Genomic DNA, 21,170 nt, shown 5'->3' on the forward strand with positions numbered 1-21,170 from the left:
TCGCATTAGCGCTCAGCGACTCACCGTGCACCAAGATCGGCAAGCGGATGCCGTGCACGCGGCCAGGGCGATTGCAGGAATGCAGCCGCCCATTGCGCATCGGCCCGTTCCAGCGCGGCAGGCTGCCACTGCGGCGTGCGGTCCTTGTCGATCAACAGCGCGCGAATGCCTTCGGCAAAGTCGCCATGTGCGGCCACATGCAGCGCCACCACGTATTCGGTGCGAAAGGTGTCCGCCAACGTGCTGGTTTCCGGATGATGGTGCAGCTCCCAGGCCAGGCGCGCCGAGCCGGGGGCGCCGGCTGCCAGCGTGGCACGCGCGGCCTGCAGCCAGGCATCTTCGCTTTGCAGTGCCAGGATTGCGGCGACCACCTCCTGCAGCGTCTGGCCTGCCACCAATTGCGCGATCAGCGCCGCATGCACCTGCAGCGGGCCCGGCTCCAGCGGTTGCGCAATCCCGTGCAGGAACGCGCCGAGCTGGGTGCGATCTTCCTGCGCAATGCCTGTCCAGGCATGCGCGCTCAAGGCTTCCAGCACTGGCGCGTATTGCGCATGTTCCAGGCGGACGTCCGCAAGCCCGGCATAGATGGCATCGCTGGCGTCCAGCGGCGCGCCGGTCAGTGCCAGAAACAACCCGGCAGCCTGCGGTACCCGGCGCAGCAGCCAGCTGCCGCCGACATCGGGAAACAGGCCGACACTGATCTCCGGCATCGCAAGCCGCGAGCGCTCGGTGACAACGCGATGGCTGGCGCCGGACATCAAGCCGATGCCGCCGCCCATCACGATGCCGTGGCCCCAGCACAGCAACGGTTTGGGATAGGTGTGGATGCGATGGTCGAGCCGATACTCCTCTTCGAAGAACGCAGCGGCATGCGCATTGCCTTGCGGTTGCGCGCGACGCTCCTGCGCATCCGGCACCGCCTCGCGATGCGCACGCATGCTCTGGTACAGACCATGCAGGTCGCCGCCCGCGCAGAACGCTTTCTCGCCTGCGCCACGCAACACCACGCAGGCAATCTGAGGATCATGGGCCCAGACGCGCAGCTGCGCATCCAGCAAGCGCGTCATCTGCAACGACAAGCCGTTGAGCGTTCTGGGCGAATTCAAGGTGGCGATACCGATGCGGTGCCCGTCGGCGCAATCGCGTTGTTCGAACAGCACCGGCGCTTCTTCGGTTGGGCGCACATCCAGCATCAGCCATTGCTCCACTGCGGCGCGCGCTTCTCCAGAAAGGCTGCCACTCCCTCGGCCTGATCGGGCTGCTCGAACAGGTCGACGAAGGCTTCGCGCTCTGCCACCAGTGCGGCGGCATGCGTGCCGTGGCGGGTGGACTGCACCAGGCGCTTGCACGCCGCAACACTGGCCGGGCTCTGCTTGCCGGCGCGCTGTGCCCAGGCGATGGCCTGCGCACGCGACTCGCCCGTGCCGACCACCTCTTCCACCAGGCCAATGCGGTGCGCAGTGGCGGCATCCAGACGCTCGCCCAGCAGGATCATGCGCTTGGCCCAGCCCTCGCCAACCAGGCGCGGCAGGTTCTGGGTACCGCCGGCGCACGGCAGCAACCCGACGCTGGCTTCCGGCAAGGCCAGTTGCGCGTGTTGCTCGGCAATACGCAGATCGCAGGCCAGCGCGCACTCCAGGCCGCCGCCCATCGCATAGCCGTTGATGGCCGCGATCGACACGCCGCGGAAGGCGCTCAAGGCCTCGAAGGCTTCGCCGAAGCGACGCGCGGCCTCCCGTGCAGCAGCCTTGTCGCCATCGGCAAACTGCTTGAGATCGGCGCCGGCGCTGAAGAACTTCTCGCCGTCGCCGGTGATCACCAGCGCGTAGATGCTGCGGTCCGCATCCAGCGCGTGCACCAGATCGCGCAGGGCTGCAAGGCTGTGCACGGTCCAGGTGTTGGCCGGCGGATTGTGCAGGGTAACGATGGCGACATGGCCATCGCGTTCGACCTGCAAGCCGGTATGCGCACGTGTTTCCCAGTCGCTCATCGCAGTTCCTCCTCGCCGTTGAGCAGGTGACGCGCAATGATCATGCGCATCACTTCGTTGGTGCCCTCAAGTATGCGATGCACGCGGCTGTCGCGCAGCAGGCGCTCGATCGGATATTCGCGGATATAGCCGTAGCCGCCGTGGATCTGCAGTGCGTCGTCGCAGATCGCAAAACCGGCATCGGTGGCGAAGCGCTTGGCCATCGCGCACCACACGGTGGCATCGTGGCTGCCGGCATCGAGCTTGCGCGCAGCGGTGTGCACCATCTGCCGGGCGGCCACCAGTTGCGTGGCCATGTCGGCCAGCTTGAACTGCAGGGCCTGGAAATCGGCCAGTTTCTTGCCGAACTGACGGCGCTCGCCCATGTAGCGACGGGCAGCGTCCAGCGCGCCCTGCGCCGCTCCCAACGAGCAGGCGGCGATATTAATGCGGCCGCCATCGAGCGCCTTCATCGCCATCTTGAAGCCCTCGCCTTCCCTGCCCAGCAGATTGACTGCCGGAATGCGTACGTTCTCGAAGCTCACACCGCGCGTGGGCTGGCTGTTCCAGCCCATCTTCTCTTCCTTGCGGCCGTAGCTGATGCCGGGCGCATCGGCGGGCACCACAAAGGCGCTGATGCCACGGGCGCCGTCGTCGCCGGTGCGGGCCATCACCACCAGCACATCGGTGGCGCCCGCGCCGGAAATGAAGGCCTTGCTGCCGTTGAGCAGGTAACTGTCGCCATCGCGCTGTGCGCGGGTCTTGAGCGAGGCCGCGTCCGAGCCGGCACCCGGCTCGGTGAGGCAGTACGAACCCAGCTTGACGCCGCTGGTCATCGCCTCGCCCCACTGCGCGCGCACCGCGTCACTGCCGTAACTGGCGATCAACCAGGTGGCCATGTTGTGGATGCTGATGAACGCCGAGGTGGATGGATCGACCGTGGCCAGTTCCTCGAACACCACCGCGGCATCGAGACGGCGCATGCCCAGGCCGCCCACGCCTTCATCGGTATACAGCCCGCAAAAGCCCAGCTCGGCCGCCTTGGCGATCGCCTCGCGCGGGAAGTGGCTTTCCGCATCCCAGCGCGCGGCATGCGGGGCGAGTTCCTTGTCGGCGAAGTCGCGCGCGGCAGCGCGGAACGCTTCCTGCTCGTCATTCAAATCGGCCGTGTTGGCGTGTAGCTGGATGGCTGCATTCATGGCGATCAGGTCACTTGAGGGAGATGGTGGTGTTGACGCCGTGGCCCAGCGTTTCGTCGTCGAACCAGCGCGCGGTCACGGTCTTGGTCTGGGTGTAGAACATCACCACCTGCTTGCCGTACGGGCCCAGGTCGCCGAGCTTGGAGGCACGCGAGCCGGTGAACGAGAACAGCGGCACCGGCACCGGGATCGGTACGTTGATACCGACCTGACCCACATCGATGTCTTCCTGAAAACGCCGCGCCGCCGCGCCGGACTGGGTGAACAACGCGGTGCCGTTGCCGTTGGGATTGGCATTGACCAGGGCGATGGCCGCATCCAGCGTGGCTGCCTCCAGGATCACCAGCACCGGGCCGAAGATTTCCTCATCGTAGATGCGCATGCCGGGTTTGACCCCGGAAAAGATCGTCGGGCCGACGAAGTTGCCGTGTTCGAACCCCGGCACGCTGGGCGCGCGACCATCCAGTTCCAGCGTGGCGCCTTGCTCCACGCCGGAGGCGATCAGGCCTTCCACGCGCGCGCGCGCCGCGCAGGAGATCAACGGCCCGACCTCGGTGCCCGGCGCACTGCCCGCGCCCAGCTTCAGAGCCTTGGCCTTGCTCACCAGCGCCGGAATCCACTGCCGCGCCTCGCCCACCAGCACCAGCGTGGACGCCGCCATGCAGCGCTGGCCGGCCGCACCGAAGGCGGCGCCGACCATCGCGTTGAGCGTCTGTTCCTGATTGGCGTCCGGCAGCACCACGGCATGATTCTTGGCGCCCATCATGCATTGCACGCGCTTGCCTGCCAGCGCGGCGCGCCGATAGACGTGCGTGCCGACCCTGGTCGAGCCCACGAACGACAGCGCCTTGATGTCCGGGTGGTCGCACAACGCGTTGACCACTGCTTCGCCGCCGTGCACGACATTGAGCACGCCCTTGGGAATGCCCGCCTCCAGCGCGAGTTCCACCAGCCGCATGGTCACCATCGGGTCCTGCTCGGACGGCTTGAGCACGAAGGTGTTGCCGGTCGCAATGGCCATCGGAAACATCCACAACGGAATCATGGCCGGGAAGTTGAACGGGGTGATGCCCGCGCACACGCCCAGCGGCTGCAGCAGGCTATAGGTGTCCACGCCGTTGGCGACGTTGTTGGCCAGCTCGCCCAGCTGCAGGTTGCCGATGGCCGCGGCGTGTTCGACCACTTCCAGCCCACGGAACACATCGCCCTCGGCATCGGCCAGGGTCTTGCCCTGTTCGGCGCTGAGCAGCGCGGCCAGTTCGGGCAGGTGCTCGCGGATCAGCTGCTGGTACTTGAGGAAGATGCGCGCACGCGTGCCGATCGGGGTCTTGCGCCAGCTCACGAAGGCCTGGCTGGCCGCCGCCACCGCCGCGTCCACTTCGCCGATGGTGGCGAACGGCACCCGCGCCAGCACGGATTGATCGGCCGGATTGATCACCTCCCGCCACTGGGTGCTGACGGAGGTGACGAACTGGCCGTCGATCAACAGGGACACGCGCGGGACGGAATCAGGCATTGCAGGTTCGCTCGCAGAAGGCCGGTACGGATGCTTCGCATTGTTCGCACCGCGACCTGGCTTTCCCAGCCAGATATTGCTTAATCGCGCTAAGCTGCCGCCACTCTTTTGCGAATCTTGCGAATGCCCCAGTCGCAGCTCCCGCTCCGCCACCAGCTCGGCCTGCGCCTGCAACGGCTGCGCCAGCGCCACGGCCTGACCCAGGCCGAGCTGGCGCGCCGGCTCGGCCTGTCGCCGAGCTACCTCAACCAGATCGAGCGCAACCAGCGCCCCTTGACACTGGCGATCCAGCAACGGCTCAAGGCCACCCTGGGCGATCTCGACGGCCTGCTCGACCTGGACGATCCGGCCGCGCTGGTCGAGCCGCTGGACGAATCGCTGCGCAGCCTGGGGCACAGCCTGTCTGCCGCCGAGCTGCGTGTGCTCACCGGCAATCTGCCGCAGGTGGCCCAGGCCCTGCTGGACCTGCACCGCGCTCACCAGCACCTGCTCGAGCGCACCGCCGCGCTGGAAATACAGATCGGCGCCGATCACGCCGTACTGCCCTCGCTGTCGCCGGGCGAGCAGGTGCGCGATTACTTCAACCGCGCGCACAACTATCTGCCGGAACTGGATGAGCGCGCCGAGGTGCTGTATGCCGAACTCGGCCTGACCTCGGACAACCTGCCGCTGCGGCTGCGCCAACGCCTGGCCGATCGTCACGGCCTGCTGGTGCAGGATGCGCCCGAACTGCACAGCGACAAACGCCGCGTGGATGCGCAGGCGCGCGTGCTGTGGCTGCCCGCGCATCTGCGCCCCGGCCAGCAGGCCTTCCAGATGGCCGCGCAACTGGCGTTGCTGGAATGTGCGCCGTTGCTCGACGCACGCATCGCCGATGCCGGCTTCGAAGATGCCGAACGCATTGCGCTCTCGCGCATTGGTTTGTCGAATTACTTCGCCGGCGCCCTGGTGATGCCGTACGGTGAATTTCTGCGCAGCGCCCAGCGTTCGCACTACGACATCGAGTGGCTGGCCGATCGCTTCGGCGTCGGCTTCGAGGCGGTCTGCCACCGGCTCAGCACCTTGCAGCGGCGCGGCGCGGCCGGGCTGCCGATCTTCTTCATGCGGGTCGATCGTGCCGGCAACGTGTCCAAGCGGCATTCGGCCACCGACTTCCATTTCTCGCATGTCGGTGGCGCCTGTCCGTTGTGGATCGTCTACGAAGCCTTCAACCAGCCCGACCGCATCCTCACCCAGATCGCGCGCATGCCCGATGGCCGGCGCTATTTCTGGCTGGCACGCCAGGTCAGCAGCGGCGCGCCGGGCTACGGTCGCCCGCGCAAGACCTTCGCCTTGGCGATGGGGTGCGACCTGCGCCATGCCGATCAGCTGGTGTATGCGCGCGGCTGGGACCTGGATGCGGTGGACGATGCGGTACCGATCGGCCCCGGCTGCCTGACCTGCGAACGCAACGACTGCGTGCAGCGCGCATTTCCGGCGTTGCCCCGGTTGTCTGTCAACACGCGCTAGGCCGAGACCAGGGTCCGCAGCGTCGACCAGGCAACCTTGTTTCCCAACGCACACGACTCACGCCGCAACTGTGACCAGGCAGACGCTACCGCTGCAGTGCAGCATTCCAACCCGAGATAGCTCCCGCAAAATGCTTCATTGGAATGGAATGGCTTGCGCTTCTACCCTGGAGTGGACACATGCAAGACAGGGGGGCGCCAAGGCGATAGAAGATCGTCGCAGCGTCACGCAAACGACCAGTCGGCTCCACACCGCAGTACCGCAGCAATCCCCATGCCCGCGTCGGAGGCGCCAGAGCGCCGCACCAGCGGCCACTACTCCATTCGGTAACTTTGTCCTGGGAGGGATCAAACGATGCCCGTTCACCACACCGGCCACCCGGCCAGCCGGCGCCTGCGCCGCACGCCCGTGCGCGACGTCCTCACCACCACCATCGCCTGCGTGCTGGCCACCGCGTTCGGTGCGCACGCACAGGACAGCGCGCCTGCCGCAGCGCCGGCCACCGATGCCAGCACCGCGGCTGCGCCGCCGGTCACGCTCGACAACATCACCGTGATCGGCCAGCGCGCCAGCCTGAACCAGGCGGTGCAGGCCAAGCAGATGTCCGATCACGTCATGGAAGTGATCTCCGCAGACAACATGGGGCAGATGCCCAACGTCACCGTGGCCGAAGCGTTGGTGCGCCTGCCCGGCGTCAACGGCACCCGCGACCGCGGCAACGAGAGCCTGGCCACCGTGCGCGGCCTTGGCCCGCGCATGACCATGGGTACCGTCAACGGGCGCGAAATCGCCTCCTCCGAGCCCAATCGCGCGGTGCGCTGGGAAGTGTTTCCCACCGAGATCGTCTCCACCGTCAAGGTCTACAAGACCCAGTCGGCGGACCTGGTCGCCGGCGGCCTTGCCGCGACGGTGGACATCTCCACCATCAGCCCGCTGGACTACACCGGCCCGGGCTTTGTCGGCACCGCCGGCCCGGTGTTCTACGACCACGCCAAGGACGTGGACGGCTACACCCCGTGGGGCAGCCGCTTCGGCGCCAGCTGGGTACACCAGATCAACGACAACCTGGCGGTTGCGCTGGGCGCCACCTACCAGAAGCAGAAGAATTCCAACTCCTCGATCGGCAGCTGGGGCTATACCGATGCCACTACCTCGCGCGACGTGGATGGCGACGGCACCGTAGACCCGACTCCGTTCGGCGCGGCCGACCAGCTCAAGCTGACCGACCAGACCCGCACCGGTGCGATGGGCACGGTGCAATGGCGCTCGGGCAACTTCGAGTTGAAGTTCGACGGCCTGTACTCGCGCATCGAGATCGACGAAGACCAGCTGCAGAACTGGTTCAACGGCCTGGCCTACAGCACCTTCTCGACCGGCGCCAATCCGTACACCACGCCGGGCTCGTCTTACACCATCGTCGATGGCGATGTGGTGGCCGGCACGCTGGCCAACTCGAACCTGCAGGTCGACCATGTGGTCAGCCACTACAACGAGGTCAAGACGCTCACCGCCGGCGGCCTGAACGCCAAGTGGAGCGGCGATGTGTGGACGCTGGGCAGCGACCTGTCGTTCTCGCAGGCCAAGCGCGACAACACCTGGCAGGCGGTGCGCTTCGGCAGCAACCCGGACACCGTCTCGTTCGATTTCCGCCGCAGCGTCACCCCCACCATCCGCACCAGCTCGGATGCGCCCGAGTGGGGCATCGCCGGCCAGACCGAGCCGCAGGGGCTGCGCGACAGGATCGCCGCGCTGGCGCTCAACGCCAGCCGTTCGGTCGATGCCGCTGCGTTCACCTCGCTGGAGTTCGGCGCACGTGCCGCGCGCCGCGAGAAGCAGAACCGCCGCTTCATCAGCAACCAGTCCGGCTATGACCAGCCGATCTCGGCCTATCAGGGCCTGATCTACCCGGTCACCATGCCGGACTTGAACGTGCCCACGCTGACCGGCGGCAACATGGATGCCATCGCCGAGATCGGCTTCGGCGGTTTCGACCCGGCCACGCTCAACGAGCAATTGCTGGACCACTGGAACGTCAAGGAAGACGTGCGCGAAGCCTTCGCCAAGGCGGTATTCAGCTCGCAGCTGTTTGGCACCGATGTCACCGGCAACATCGGCGTGCGCCTGGTCAACACCAAGACCACCAGCGACGGCTTCGATTCGGTCGGCACCACCGTGCAGGCAAGCAGCGACCGCAAGGAATACACAGACGTGCTGCCCAGTGCCACCGTCAACTTCCTGATCGACGATCAACGCATCCTGCGCTTTGCGGTGGCCAAGGTCATCGCGCGTCCGCCGCTGGACGAGTTGCGCACCGGCCGGCGCCTGGACGACCCCAACGTCACCATCGGCCAGCTCACCGGCAGCGGCGGCAACCCGCAGCTGGATCCGTTCAAGGCCACCCAGGTCGACCTGTCCTACGAGTGGTACTTCCACAAGGAAGCCCTCGCCGCACTGGCCGTGTACCGCAAGGAAGTGGATTCCAGCATCGGCTACCGCACCGACCGTGAAGTGATCAACGGCCTGGATTACCTGGTCAGCGCGCCGTTCAATGGCGGCGGCGGGCATATCAACGGTGTGGAACTCACCTTCCAGACCCCGTTCTATTTCATCCCGCACATGGAAAACTTCGGCGTCTACTCCAACTTCTCGCTGGTCGATTCCAACCTCAAGGAGTTCTCGCCGGAAGACAACCCGCTGCCGTTGAGCGGGCTGGCACGCAAGACCGGCACCTTCGACCTGTGGTACAGCAACGGCACCTTCGAAGCGCGCGTGGGTTACAAGTATCACAGCCCCTACACCGTGGTGTACGGCTGGAACGCGGCGCGTCTGGCACGGCTGCAGAGCGAAGGCACGGTGGATCTGAGCTTGAACTGGCAGTACAGCAAGCAGCTCGGTTTCCGCTTCCAGGCCGGCAACCTCACCAACGAACCGCTGCGCGCCTATACCGACAACAAGCCCAACCGTCTGGCCAACCAGGACGACGGCGGCTACCAGGTGTTCGGCCGTCGCTACTCGCTGGAAGCGACCTACAAGTTCTAGGCGCCGCTGACACCGCTGTTGCACGCCTGGTCCACCACTGCGCGCGGTGTGCGCAATCGCCTCCGTCACTGACGTTGAGATTGCGCGCACCGCCCGTACGACGGCACCGCCGCGTGCGACAGGCTCTCACCCGCTCCGCGTTTCATCTGTCGAGGAATTGCATGCGCTCCACACGCCCTCTCTGGACGCCCGCGCTGCTCGCGCTGGCCATCTCCACCGTCGCACACGCCGCCCCGTCCCCTGCCACGCTGTATCTGGGCGCGGACCTGTCCTACGTCAACGAGATGGAGGAATGCGGCGTGCAATACCGCGAGAACGGCGTGATCAAGGACCCGTTCGAGCTCTTCCATGCGCACGGTGCCAATCTGGTGCGCGTGCGGTTGTGGAACGATGCCCGCTGGACCCGCTACAGCGACCTGTCCGACGTCAAAAAGACCATCGCGCGTGCACGCGCGCAGGGTATGCAGGTGCTGCTGGACCTGCACTATTCCGACGACTGGGCCGATGGCGAAAAACAGCTGATTCCCAAGGCCTGGGCCAGCATCACCGAGACCGATGAACTGGCGCGCACGTTGTACGGTTTCACCTATGACACGCTCAGCGCGCTCGACCGTGCCGGCCTGATGCCGGAGCTGGTGCAGGTGGGCAACGAAAGCAATTCCGATCTGATGGACAGCAAGCCGTGGGACAAAAAGCGCCCCATCGACTGGCAGCGCAATGCCAAGCTGTTCAACGCCGGCATCAAGGCAGTGCGCGACATCGGCGCACGCTCCACGATCAAGCCGCGGGTGATGCTGCATATCGCCCAGCCGGAAAATGTGGAACCGTGGTTTGCCGCTGCGACCAAGGCCGGCGTCACCGACTACGATCTGATCGGCATCAGCTACTACCGCAAATGGTCGACACAATCGATGGCCCAGCTGGGCAAGACCATCAGCCGCCTGCGCGGCCGCTACGATGCCGATGTGGTGGTGGTGGAAACAGCCTATCCATGGACGCTGGACTCCGGCGACACCTCGCACAATCTGCTCGGCGAGGATTCGCTGATTGCCGGCTACCCGGCCACGCCGCAGGGCCAGTTCCGCTACATGGTCGACCTCACCCAGCTGGTGATCGACACCGGCGGCGCCGGCGTCGTGTACTGGGAACCGGCGTGGACCAGCAGCAGCTGCAAGACGCGCTGGGGCACCGGCTCATCATGGGAAAACGCCAGCTTCTTCGACTTCAAGCACGCCAATGACGTGCTGCCGGCGATCGACTTCATGCGTCACCCGTATACCGGCGTGCCTGCAACAACAAGCAAACCCGCTGCGGGTAGGCAAGGCAACGCGGCCGATACCGGCAAGAGGGCCCAGCCATGACCGGCATCAATCGCCGCGAACTGCTGCGCGGCATGCTCGCCAGTGGCGTGAGCGCCGCACTCCCGGTCGGTACGGCCGGTGCGCTGCTGCCCGCCATCGCCGCTGCAGCACCAGCTGCAACCGACAACGCCACGCCGCTTGCCGCACTCGGCGATGCAGCCCTGGCACCGCGCGAACGGCTGCTGTTCGACTTCGGTTGGCGCTTCCATCTTGGTCACGCCAGCGACCCATCGCGCGACTTCGAGTTCGGCAGCTTCCAGCGCAGCTTCGCCAAGGCCGGCAAGGACACCGCCACCGCCGCGCAACTCGCCTTCGACGACAGTGGCTGGGAACTGCTGGATCTGCCGCACGATTGGGCCGTGACCCTGCCCTTCCGGCAGGAACCGATCTCGGCCACCATCACCGAGGAAGATCCGGCCGCCGCGCACGGCTACAAGCCGCTGGGCACGAGCTTTCCGGAAACCAGCGTGGGCTGGTATCGGCGCACGCTGCAGATTCCCGCAGGCGATCTGGGCAAGCGCATCAGTCTGGTGTTCGACGGCGTGTTCCGCGACTGCATCGTGTTCTGCAACGGCCACATCGTCGGGCGCAATGCCAGCGGCTATTGCGGGTTCGAAGTCGACCTCAGCGACGTGCTCGACTACGGCAAGCCCAACCTCATCGCCGTACGCGTGGATGCCACGCTGGGCGAAGGCTGGTTCTACGAAGGCGCCGGCATCTACCGCCATCTGTGGCTGCACAAGACCGACTCGCTGCATCTGCCGCAGGACGGCGTGTTCGTGCGCAGCACGCTGCAAGGCACAAGCGCCACCGCGCAGCTGTCCACCGAAGTGCGCAACGATGGCACCGCCCCGCGCCAATGCACGGTGCAGGCGCACGTGACCGCGCCGGATGGACGCGTCGTCGCACAGGCAGCCAGCGCCACAGTCACGGTTGCACCTGGCCAGGTACAGCGCGTCGAACAGACCCTGCCGCTCGGCCAGGCCGCGTTGTGGTCGATCGACACCCCGCAGCTCTACCGCCTGACCACCAGCGTGCACAGCGACGGCAAGGCGGTCGATGCGGTGGTCACCCCGTTCGGCGTGCGCACGGCCGTCTTCGATGCGCAGCGCGGCTTCCTGTTGAACGGCACGCCGCTCAAGCTGCACGGCACCAACAATCACCAGGACCACGCCGGCGTCGGCACCGCCATCCCGGACAGCCTGCACGAATGGCGCCTGCGCCAGCTCAAGTCGATGGGCTGCAACGCCTACCGCAGCTCGCACAATCCGGCCACGCCCGCACTGCTCGCGCTGTGCGATCGGCTCGGCATGTTGGTGATCGAGGAAACCCGCCGCATGTCCACCGACCCGGAAGCCATGGGCGAACTGGAGACGATGGTGCGGCGCGGGCGCAATCATCCCAGCGTGATCCTGTGGTCGCTCGGCAACGAAGAGCCGCAGCAGGTCACCGAGCGCGGCGCGCGCATCGTCAGCCGCATGCAGCAACGCGTGCGTCAGCTCGATCCCACCCGTCCCACCACCTTCGCCATGGACAAGGGCTTTGGCGATGGCGTCGGCCAGGTCGTCGATGTGGTCGGTTTCAACTACCGCACCAGCCAGATGGACGGCTTCCACGCGCAGTACCCCCACATTCCGATCTATGGCAGCGAAACCGGCAGCACCGTGTCGGTGCGCGGCAACTACCAGCGCGACGACACCCGCGGCTACACCCGCGCCTACGACACCGACCACCCGTGGTGGGCCAGCACCGCCGAAGCCTGGTGGAGCTATGTCGCCCAGCGCCCGTATATCGCAGGCGGCTTCATCTGGACCGGCTTCGACTACCGCGGCGAACCCACACCCTATAACCGCTGGCCGAATGTCGCCTCGCAGTTCGGCGTGCTCGACAGCTGCGGTTTTCCCAAGGACAACTACTGGTACTACCGCGCGCAATGGACCAGCGAACCGGTGCTGCATCTGTTCCCGCACTGGAACTGGGGCGGCCTGCTGCAGCCCGACGACAAGGGCCGCGTCGCAGTCTGGTGCCACAGCAATCTCGAGGCGGTGGAACTGCTGGTCAACGGCGTCAGCCAGGGCCTGCAGCAGGTACCGGCCTACGGCCATGTCGAATGGCGCGTGGTCTACGCACCGGGTGTGATCGAGGCCCGGGGTTATCGCGGCGGCAAACTGGTGCGCAGCGAACGCCGCGAGACGGCCGGCACGCCGGCAGCGATCCGCCTGAGCTGCGATCGCAATGCACTGCGCGCCGATGCCGAAGACGTGGCGGTGGTCAAGGTGGAGATCGTCGACGCGCAGGGCCGCGTCGTTCCCATAGCCGATACACAAGTGCAGTTCGCCGTGCGCGGCGCAGGCAAACTGATCGGCGTCGGCAATGGCGACCCCAGCAGCCACGAGGACGACAAGGCATCGCAGCGCAAAGCGTTCAATGGCTTATGTATGGCGTTGCTGCAGACCACGCGCAACAGCGGCGACATCGTGCTGCAGGCCATCGCGCCTGGACTGAGCCCGGCTACGCTGCGCCTGCAGGCGGCCAGGTCGGCCTTGCGGCCGTCGGTGGGCTGAACCGCCCACCAGTTGCAGTTCGCCCACGCAAAGACCCGCGCTTCTGATCGGCGCGGGCAGTGGAGACCTCGGTCGCCACGGACACGACAAGGCACGGCAGTACGGGACGTTGGAAGGTTTGTCCATGACGTTGCTGCAAACCGAATGGACTTCCGACAGAGTGGGGTCGCACGGTGGTGCATCCGGACCGACATCCCAGAAACCGCGCCTGACGACGCCGCGTGAATTTTGGCGGCTTGAGTCGCCTGCGATCTTCTCCGCGGACACCACCGATCGTCGCCCGATGCAGGCAGCAATTCGTGTCCGACGACAAATCGGAAGCAAGAGCGCCTCCGGACGTGCTTGGCGATGGATGGCCTCGGTGGCAAAGCCATATTAGGCCGTGCTTGCGCCTCCGTTCGCTCCGACAATCAAACCAGCAGATGCCTGTTTAACATCCCGCGTCGATTTCATCGCAAGGTCACATTCCCGGCATGGATGTCAGCGCACATGACGTTGTCCGAGTCCGACGCGTATCGCCGCCAGACAAACCAACTCACCGGGCGATTCCGAGGGCGGGGACGACGCGATCGTCGCCGCGTGCGTGTGTCCCGGCCCACGCTGGCGGTGGGACTCAGCGGCGCAAAATTCCGTGCAGCAGGCGATCTAGCGCGACCGAGAGAGAGACGAGTCGAACTTATTTTCTTGAATGCCGCAGCTCGCTTGACGCGCGGCCCTGGTAACGCCGCATGAGCCGCCGCTATTCCACGGCCATATAAGACCTAGCCAGATTGGCCATAGGCACCACAAAAACAATATCAGATATAGAAAAATGCATTGCCAAAATCAAACCACCTTCACAATTCGACGCCGCTTTTCCAAGCAAATATCCAGTTATCTTTTGAGACCAAAGAACGTCATTTAATCGCATGAAAAACCCATTATCGGCACACAATAAATTACGCAAAGATAGTAACCGGCTTTATCGCATTGCATCGCAATTTGTGGCAACAACTGACATCGACAACGTTAATTGAACATGTACGTTCCTCCACGGCAACAATAAACCCAGCCTGACGTGGAGAAGGCATTCTCAGCGTAATCCGAATTTCACGAAATATCTAAATCTTAATATTTTATTGATGTCTTACAAAGATAACCGGAACTGCATCAGGCACACCCAGATCGAAAGATGCACCCCGCTCGACCGGCGCGCTTCAGATTAACGCACATGCAAATGTTCTACATTGTAATTTTCAATGAAATTTAATTATTCAGCAAACCATCTGCCCAGGAAAATCAATGGCTGACAATATTAAATTGATCCAACCCAGAAAGCCCGCCACGAAATTGATCATTGGAGGACTCGCGGCGATCACTGGAATATACTCATTGACTTATCTTGCAGTTCAATCCGGCAATCATAAGACTGTTGACGCAAGCCCAATGACCCAGACTCTCCACCCCGCTGGAGCTGGCCATGCAGCGCACCAGGAGCATGCGCAGACGAGCGGGATTGACTTCAACGATTCCACAGATGCTGAAAGTGACAAGCCCTTCGCCGCGGGCGAGGTTCAACAACGCTTACAAGATTTTTTTGATCGATGGGATTCAGGCCGCCCCATGTCCCGAGCACAACGAGACATCTTCATGTCCCGCTTACTCAGTACGATCGATTCCAGCCCAGAGGCACGAAAGGCAGTGGCTGATTATTATTCGAGAATACCCGCAAAAGACGCCGCCAATCGGGAAATCATTCAGAACATGATCGTTCGCAGCGCATCGGGCAGACAAATGATGGTGGACGAGGCGAATCGCATTTGGGCTAGCAAGGACGCCAGCCTCTACACTGCAATGTACAAAACGTATGCAAACTTTCCTGGCACAGCGCCCAGAGAGGCACTGTCGCAGGCGATGTCGACTCTCAATAGCCGCGCGAGCGACGTGCCGACCTCGGTCGCTGCTTTGAACTTTGTCGGCACGATCGAAGAAGACACCTCAAAGGACGCAAGAAACCTCAGAAGCAATGCGATTTCACAGATGAATTCGGTTGCAACCGGCAACGGCGACGAAATGGTGAAAGCACTGGCTGCACAGAAGGTGTACCGACTCTCCTCCCCAGATGCCGCAGCAGATGCGGCGGTCAATTACCTGAGAGGTGGTGCAACCGAACCGCTTGTGAGACAGACGCTCAATTCGATCGCAAGCGGCGATGTTGAACTCACTCCCCCGCTAAGGTCGACCCTGCTGACCGCAGTAGCACGCCCCTCCGCGTCACCTCAAGAACGGGAAATTCTGAAATCTTTGATGCAGGAGCATAGCTGAGAGCACTCGTCCAGCTCCCGCCAGCGCACGCCCGCATTGCCTATCTAGACGTACTGCAACCAATCAATCAACACATTCAATTAAAAATTATCGCCCAGTGATTTTTAAGATCACATCGATCCGGACCGCTCTGGTCGACTAATAGCGCAGAGACACGCGCAGCATTAAAAAAAAGAAGTTCGCATTCACGAATAATAAAAATCCCCCACTACTGGTCGCGCACCTGCAGTTGTCGATACCTTGCAACATTTAACCCGCGTTGGGCACCAGCTATATCAGCTACCAAGATCATTCAAAACATTCAACCACCACACGGAGATAATCGTGACTAGCAAGCTAAAGAAGCATCTCTATTCCCTCATCCTGGCGTTGACTATTGTAGGAACCGCACAGGCAGCACAGAATCCGCATTTGCACACCACATTCGGGGGATGGATAGGAAAGAATCAAAAGTCTTTCTATGAAGATGCCGGAACCCCAGCGGTATGTTATGGGGACGAAGCACATTGTCCAACCTCCACCCGCTCCACAACGCGCGGCTCATGCCGCGACCAAGGCTTTGACATCGGGGCAAGCTGGGATTTGCCGGTCAGGATTCCGGGACTTTCCCTTTCGGGGAACTACAATCGTAGCTGGACAGAATGCAATGAACGGGCCGAAGAGAACTCCTGCCCTCCGAAAGCGCACTCGAAGTACAGCCCTGCGGTCCTGGTGGGCGAACGTTGGGGCCTTAGTCATGTCACCGGTTCCAATTCCGGATGGTTCCAGAATGGCAGCTGCGAAGCTGGCTGGAAAAAGACGTATCGAGGCGGCTCCAACTGGCGGTGCGACTACGTAGGCGGCTCCTACGACAAGACCGGCTACCTCCCTGAATTTCGATACGTAGGTTGCGAGTATGACCCTGTCTAAGGGGTCATACTAGGCAACGATCAGGCCACTAACACGAAGTCACGGCCGCATTCGTGCCTGCTCTATGAGCAGGCACGAATGTCGTAGGATCCGCGTGACTCGCCCCACTCAGAATGACCTGATCAACGCAGTCGAAGGATGAGGCAGGCCACATCGGCCAAGCTGACGGCGCTCAGATCCTCGGTTTTTTTCCGTTTCCGGTGCGTTTCCGGGGTATTTGTCCGGGTTACAGGCACACCTCCCCGCGACAGGCATCAACTGCTTTCGCTTCAGCCACAGGTTCGACTGCGCAAACAGCGTCACCCCCTGCGCGGTGTTCTTTGCCAGGCCGCGATAGCGCGCAATGATCGTGGCGTCCACGATCGTCCCGCTTCGCAGGCTCTGCCCCTTGCGCGACAGGTGCGCGTTGACCCGGTTGAACAGCTTGCGCGCCAAATCGTGCTGCTTCAGCAAGTGGCGGAAGTTGAGAATCGTGGTCTCGTCCGGCACCTTATCCACGCCGCCGATCTTGGCGGCACGGCGCATCGACACCGTGTCGTACAGGGCTTCTTCCGCCGACGGATCGCTCAATGCATACCACTGCTGCAAAAAATGGATGCGCAGCATCGTCTCCAGCGGATACGGCTGTCGCCCCGGCTGCCCGGACTTCGGATAGTGCGGCGCGAGCAGCGCCAGCAGGTCCTCCCACGACACCACCGGATCCATCTCGGCCAAGAACACCTCGCGCCGCGTCGGCTTGCGCTTGCTGTTGTATTCCGCGTCGCCGAAGCTCAATTGCATCGAAATTGTCCACTCGCTTCGTCGGTCGATTGTGGCAGATCAGGCTGCTTTGTTCAGAGGTTCCTTAGCCAGCGAGAAATGACGCACGCCTTGCAGACCACGCCGGACCACTTCATAGGTCGTGGCCCGCTTTCCTACGTAGAAGCCAAACCCCGTTGGGGGCCTCCTGATTGCCATCCAGGATGCGGCAGGGCTGTCGCTCTTCGTCCGACGAAGGCCTCGGCCCGATGGTCAATCGCCCGCTTGGACCCATGGCCGGCGCCCTCGCGGCCGACAGCTCAAGGATTTGTCGGTGGGTGCGCTTAAACTTGAGCCCGGGCCGACTTGAGGCGGCCCCTGGTTCCGTCGCAACATCCAATGCCAGCACGGCTCCTCGTCCATTTCGTCGCAACATCGATTTGATCCCGTTTAGAGGGTCGTCGCAGCAGCGTCGCAACAAAAATCACCGTTACTTGCCGCCAGCGACCCTGATTGACCGCCCCATCCCGGAAGAACATTTCTTGCAAAGCACTGACACAAAAGAAAAAATCAAGAGCGCCAGCGGGGCTGTAGAGCACACCCCCCTCATGAAGCAATTCTTCGCCGCCAAGTCGGACTACCCCGACCTGCTGCTGTTCTTCCGCATGGGCGATTTCTACGAGCTGTTTTACGACGATGCGCGCAAGGCTGCGCGGCTGCTCGACATCACCCTGACCCAGCGCGGCAGTTCCGGCGGTGCGCCCATCCCGATGGCGGGCGTGCCGGTGCATGCCTACGAGGGCTACCTGGCGCGGCTGGTGGCGTTGGGCGAGTCGGTGGCGATCTGCGAGCAGATCGGCGACCCGGCGCTGGCCAAGGGCCTGGTCGAGCGCAAGGTGGTGCGCATCGTCACCCCGGGGACGGTCACCGACGAGGCGCTGCTGGACGAGCGCCGCGACACCTTGCTGATGGCGATCGCGCGCAGCAAGCAGGGCTACGGCCTGGCCTGGGCCGATCTGGCCGGTGGGCGTTTTCTGGTCAATGAAGTGGACAGCGTGGACGCGCTGGAAGCGGAAATCGCGCGCCTGGAACCGGCCGAGCTGTTGGTGCCCGACGAGGACAACTGGCCGGAATTCCTGCGTGGCCGCGTGGGCGTGCGGCGGCGGCCACCGTGGTTGTTCGACGCCGACAGCGGCCGGCGCCAGCTGCTGGCGTTCTTCAAGTTGCACGACCTGTCCGGCTTCGGCATCGACGACAAGCCCTGTGCCACCGCGGCCGCCGGCGCGCTGCTGGGCTATGTCGAGGAAACCCAGAAACAGCGCTTGCCGCACCTGACCTCCGTCGCGATGGAAGTGGCCAGCGAGGCAATCTCGATGAACGCGGCCACGCGCCGGCATCTGGAACTGGACACGCGCATCGATGGCGACACCCGCAACACCTTGCTCGGGGTGCTGGACAGCACGGTCACGCCGATGGGCGGACGCCTGCTGCGGCGCTGGCTGCACCGCCCGCTGCGCCTGCGCGAGGTCCTGGTGCAGCGCCACCACGCAGTCGGCACCCTGATCGACAGCGGCGCCGACGCCGACGTGCGCGAGGCCTTCCGCGCGCTTGGCGATCTGGAACGCATTCTCACCCGGGTGGCGCTGCGCTCGGCGCGCCCGCGCGATTTTTCCACCTTGCGCGATGGCCTGGCGCTGCTGCCGACCGTGCGCGCGATCCTCGCGCCGCTGGATTCGCCGCGCCTGCAAACGCTGCATGCCGAACTCGGCGAACACGATGCCACCGCGCATCTGCTGCTCAGCGCGGTGGCCGAACAACCGCCGCTCAAGCTCAGCGACGGTGGCGTGATCGCCACCGGGTACGACGCCGATCTGGATGAGTTGCGCCGCCTGTCCACCAATGCCGATCAATTCCTGATCGACCTGGAACAGCGCGAACGCGCCAGCAGCGGCATCGCCACGCTCAAGGTCGGCTACAACCGCGTGCACGGCTACTACATCGAGATCAGCAAGGGCCAGTCCGAGAAAGCCCCGCTGCACTACAGCCGCCGGCAGACGCTGACCAATGCCGAGCGCTACATCACCGAAGAACTCAAGAGCTTCGAGGACAAGGTGCTGTCGGCGCGCGAGCGCTCGTTGTCGCGCGAAAAGCTGCTGTACGAAGGCCTGCTCGATGCACTCGGCGGCGAGCTGGAAGGCCTCAAGCGCTGCGCGAGCGCATTGAGCGAACTCGACGTGCTGGCCGGCTTCGCCGAACGCGCGCAGGCACTGGATTGGTCGCAGCCGGAACTGGACAGCGCACCGTGCCTGCGCATCGAACGCGGCCGCCACCCGGTGGTGGAAGCGGTACGCGACCAGCCGTTTGAACCCAACGATCTGGAGTTGCACGCCGACCGCCGCATGCTGGTCATCACCGGCCCGAACATGGGCGGTAAATCGACCTACATGCGCCAGAACGCCCTGATCGTGCTGCTGGCGCACATCGGCAGCTATGTGCCGGCCAGCCGCGCGGTGATCGGGCCGATCGACCGCATCCTCACCCGCATCGGCGCCGGCGATGACCTGGCGCGCGGGCAATCCACCTTCATGGTGGAAATGGCCGAAACCAGCTACATCCTGCACCACGCCACGCCGCAATCGCTGGTGCTGATGGACGAGATCGGCCGCGGTACCTCCACCTACGACGGCCTGGCGCTGGCCGATGCCGTCGCACGCCATCTGGCGCATACCAATCGCTGCTACACGCTGTTCGCCACGCATTACTTCGAGCTCACCGCGCTGGCCGACGAGTCGCATGCCGGTGGTGCCAGCGGCATCGCCAACGTGCATCTGGATGCGGTCGAACACGGCGAGCGTCTGGTGTTCATGCATGCGGTCAAGGATGGCCCGGCCAATCGCAGCTTCGGCCTGCAGGTGGCCGCGCTTGCCGGCTTGCCCAAAGCTGCCGTGACGCAGGCGCGTCATCGCCTGGCCGAACTGGAACAACGCGGCGGCGAAAGCCATGTCGCGCAGATGGCGCCGGCCGCATTGGACGCCCCGCAACAGTTCGGTTTGTTCACTACGCCCTCTTCGGCCGCGCAGGAAGCGCTGCAGGCGCTGGACCCGGACGAGCTCTCGCCCAGGCAGGCGCTGGAGGCCCTGTATCGGTTGAAGGCGCTGCTTTGAGTGCGGGGAATCGGGAATCGGGAATCGGGAATCGTAAGAGCGTAGTTGCCTGGCTCTACGCTTTGCGGGGTTGGTCAACCCGTTGCCGTGTTGTTGTCGGATGAAGCGGCTTGACTGCCACTGTGTGGTATCGCTGCCCTCGCCCTGCATCGCGGCACGTGCCGTGTTGCTCTGATGGCGCGACGGGCGCACGCTGCCGCAACGTTTTGTCCAACCGGAGACACCGATGACCACATCCACCTCGTTGACCGATCAACTTGCCGCGCAGTTGCAAGGCCCGCAGTTGCAGCAACTCGCCAGCCGGCTCGGCATCGCGCCCGAGCAGGCGCAATCGGCGGTGCAGACCGCGCTGCCGCTGTTGATGGGTGCCCTGGGCCGTAACAGCCAGCAGGCCGGTGGCACCGACGCGTTGCTGGGTGCCTTGCAGCGCGATCATGCCGGCAGCACGGATATCGGCAGCCTGCTCGGTGCGTTGCTGGGCGGCTCGGCCAGCGGTGCGCAAGGCAATGGCGCCGGCATCGTGGGGCATCTGTTCGGCGACAAGGCACCGCAGGCTGCCGCAGGCCTGGGCCAGGCTGCCGGGCTGGAGACCGGCAAGGCCAATCAACTGCTGCAATTGCTGGCACCCATCGTGATGGCGTATCTGGCCAAGCGCTTCCTCGGCGGCAATGCCGCTGCCAGCAGCCAGCTCGGTCCTGCCCTGGCGCAGGAACACCAGCAGGTCAGCAGCAACACCGCGGTCAACGGCTTGCTGGGCAACGTACTGGACCAGGACGGCGACGGAAAGCTTGGGCTGGGCGATGTCATGAAGCTCGGCGGCAGCCTGTTCGGCAAGCGCTGACATCGCGAGCGCACGTCGGTTCGGCACCGGCGTGCCATCCATAGCGCCTCGCTATCG

Annotated in this window: 12 protein-coding genes and 1 pseudogene; 8 read left to right on the plus strand and 5 right to left on the minus strand. The window is 64.2% G+C overall.

Features of this window, described 5'->3' with window-relative positions; genetic code table 11:
• Positions 1 to 20: 20 nt before the first annotated feature.
• From XaplCFBP3123_RS02585 to XaplCFBP3123_RS02600, 4 genes are read right to left on the minus strand one after another with little or no spacing between them, the layout of a single operon-like run.
• A complete protein-coding gene (locus XaplCFBP3123_RS02585; RefSeq protein WP_429001604.1) occupies positions 21 to 1,208 on the minus strand; it encodes an enoyl-CoA hydratase/isomerase family protein in 1,188 nt (395 codons plus the stop codon).
• Entirely contained in the window at positions 1,193 to 1,990 is a 798-nt protein-coding gene (locus XaplCFBP3123_RS02590; protein WP_104532672.1) for an enoyl-CoA hydratase, read from the minus strand. Before XaplCFBP3123_RS02590 ends, XaplCFBP3123_RS02585 begins: the two co-directional genes overlap by 16 nt.
• Entirely contained in the window at positions 1,987 to 3,168 is a 1,182-nt protein-coding gene (locus XaplCFBP3123_RS02595) for an acyl-CoA dehydrogenase family protein (RefSeq protein ID WP_104532673.1), read from the minus strand. Before XaplCFBP3123_RS02595 ends, XaplCFBP3123_RS02590 begins: the two co-directional genes overlap by 4 nt.
• Positions 3,169 to 3,178: 10 nt before the next feature.
• Positions 3,179 to 4,684 carry a CoA-acylating methylmalonate-semialdehyde dehydrogenase gene (locus XaplCFBP3123_RS02600; RefSeq protein WP_104532674.1) on the minus strand — a complete coding sequence of 502 codons (1,506 nt, stop codon included), beginning with the start codon at positions 4,682 to 4,684 and terminating at the stop codon, positions 3,179 to 3,181.
• 123 nt (positions 4,685 to 4,807) lie between these two features.
• On the opposite strand from XaplCFBP3123_RS02600, the gene XaplCFBP3123_RS02605 reads away from it, so the two are divergent.
• The 6 genes from XaplCFBP3123_RS02605 to XaplCFBP3123_RS21155 all read left to right on the plus strand — a co-directional run bounded on the left by XaplCFBP3123_RS02605 (position 4,808) and on the right by XaplCFBP3123_RS21155 (position 16,370).
• Positions 4,808 to 6,193, plus strand: coding sequence for a short-chain fatty acyl-CoA regulator family protein (locus XaplCFBP3123_RS02605; protein ID WP_104532675.1), 1,386 nt, complete (start codon positions 4,808 to 4,810; stop codon positions 6,191 to 6,193).
• Between the two features lie 354 nt (positions 6,194 to 6,547).
• The gene (locus XaplCFBP3123_RS02610) at positions 6,548 to 9,232 is read left to right on the plus strand and encodes a TonB-dependent receptor (protein WP_104532676.1); all 2,685 of its coding nucleotides are present in this window, start codon (positions 6,548 to 6,550) and stop codon (positions 9,230 to 9,232) included.
• A 161-nt stretch (positions 9,233 to 9,393) separates the two neighbouring features.
• The gene (locus tag XaplCFBP3123_RS02615) at positions 9,394 to 10,593 is read left to right on the plus strand and encodes a glycoside hydrolase family 53 protein (RefSeq protein ID WP_104532677.1); all 1,200 of its coding nucleotides are present in this window, start codon (positions 9,394 to 9,396) and stop codon (positions 10,591 to 10,593) included.
• Positions 10,590 to 13,157, plus strand: coding sequence for a beta-galactosidase GalA (gene galA, locus XaplCFBP3123_RS02620; protein ID WP_104532678.1), 2,568 nt, complete (start codon positions 10,590 to 10,592; stop codon positions 13,155 to 13,157). The genes XaplCFBP3123_RS02615 and galA overlap by 4 nt, the downstream gene beginning before the upstream one ends.
• 1,281 nt (positions 13,158 to 14,438) lie before the next feature.
• Positions 14,439 to 15,461 (plus strand): hypothetical protein, encoded by a 1,023-nt coding sequence (locus tag XaplCFBP3123_RS21625; RefSeq protein ID WP_253254117.1) that lies wholly within the window; start codon positions 14,439 to 14,441, stop codon positions 15,459 to 15,461.
• 324 nt (positions 15,462 to 15,785) lie between these two features.
• Positions 15,786 to 16,370: a hypothetical protein gene (locus XaplCFBP3123_RS21155; protein ID WP_146091261.1), complete on the plus strand. Its 585-nt coding sequence runs from the start codon at positions 15,786 to 15,788 to the stop codon at positions 16,368 to 16,370.
• Between the two features lie 339 nt (positions 16,371 to 16,709).
• Here XaplCFBP3123_RS21155 and XaplCFBP3123_RS02635 read toward each other — a convergent pair.
• A pseudogene (locus XaplCFBP3123_RS02635) lies at positions 16,710 to 17,150 on the minus strand (IS5 family transposase); the annotation flags it as partial.
• Positions 17,151 to 17,716: 566 nt separating this feature from the next.
• On the opposite strand from XaplCFBP3123_RS02635, the gene mutS reads away from it, so the two are divergent.
• Positions 17,717 to 20,272, plus strand: coding sequence for a DNA mismatch repair protein MutS (mutS, locus tag XaplCFBP3123_RS02640; protein WP_429001605.1), 2,556 nt, complete (start codon positions 17,717 to 17,719; stop codon positions 20,270 to 20,272).
• 226 nt (positions 20,273 to 20,498) lie between these two features.
• Positions 20,499 to 21,113 carry a DUF937 domain-containing protein gene (locus XaplCFBP3123_RS02645; protein ID WP_104532681.1) on the plus strand — a complete coding sequence of 205 codons (615 nt, stop codon included), beginning with the start codon at positions 20,499 to 20,501 and terminating at the stop codon, positions 21,111 to 21,113.
• Positions 21,114 to 21,170: the final 57 nt, after the last annotated feature.

It is taken from the genome of Xanthomonas arboricola pv. populi (assembly GCF_002939945.1).
Lineage (GTDB): Bacteria > Pseudomonadota > Gammaproteobacteria > Xanthomonadales > Xanthomonadaceae > Xanthomonas > Xanthomonas arboricola_A.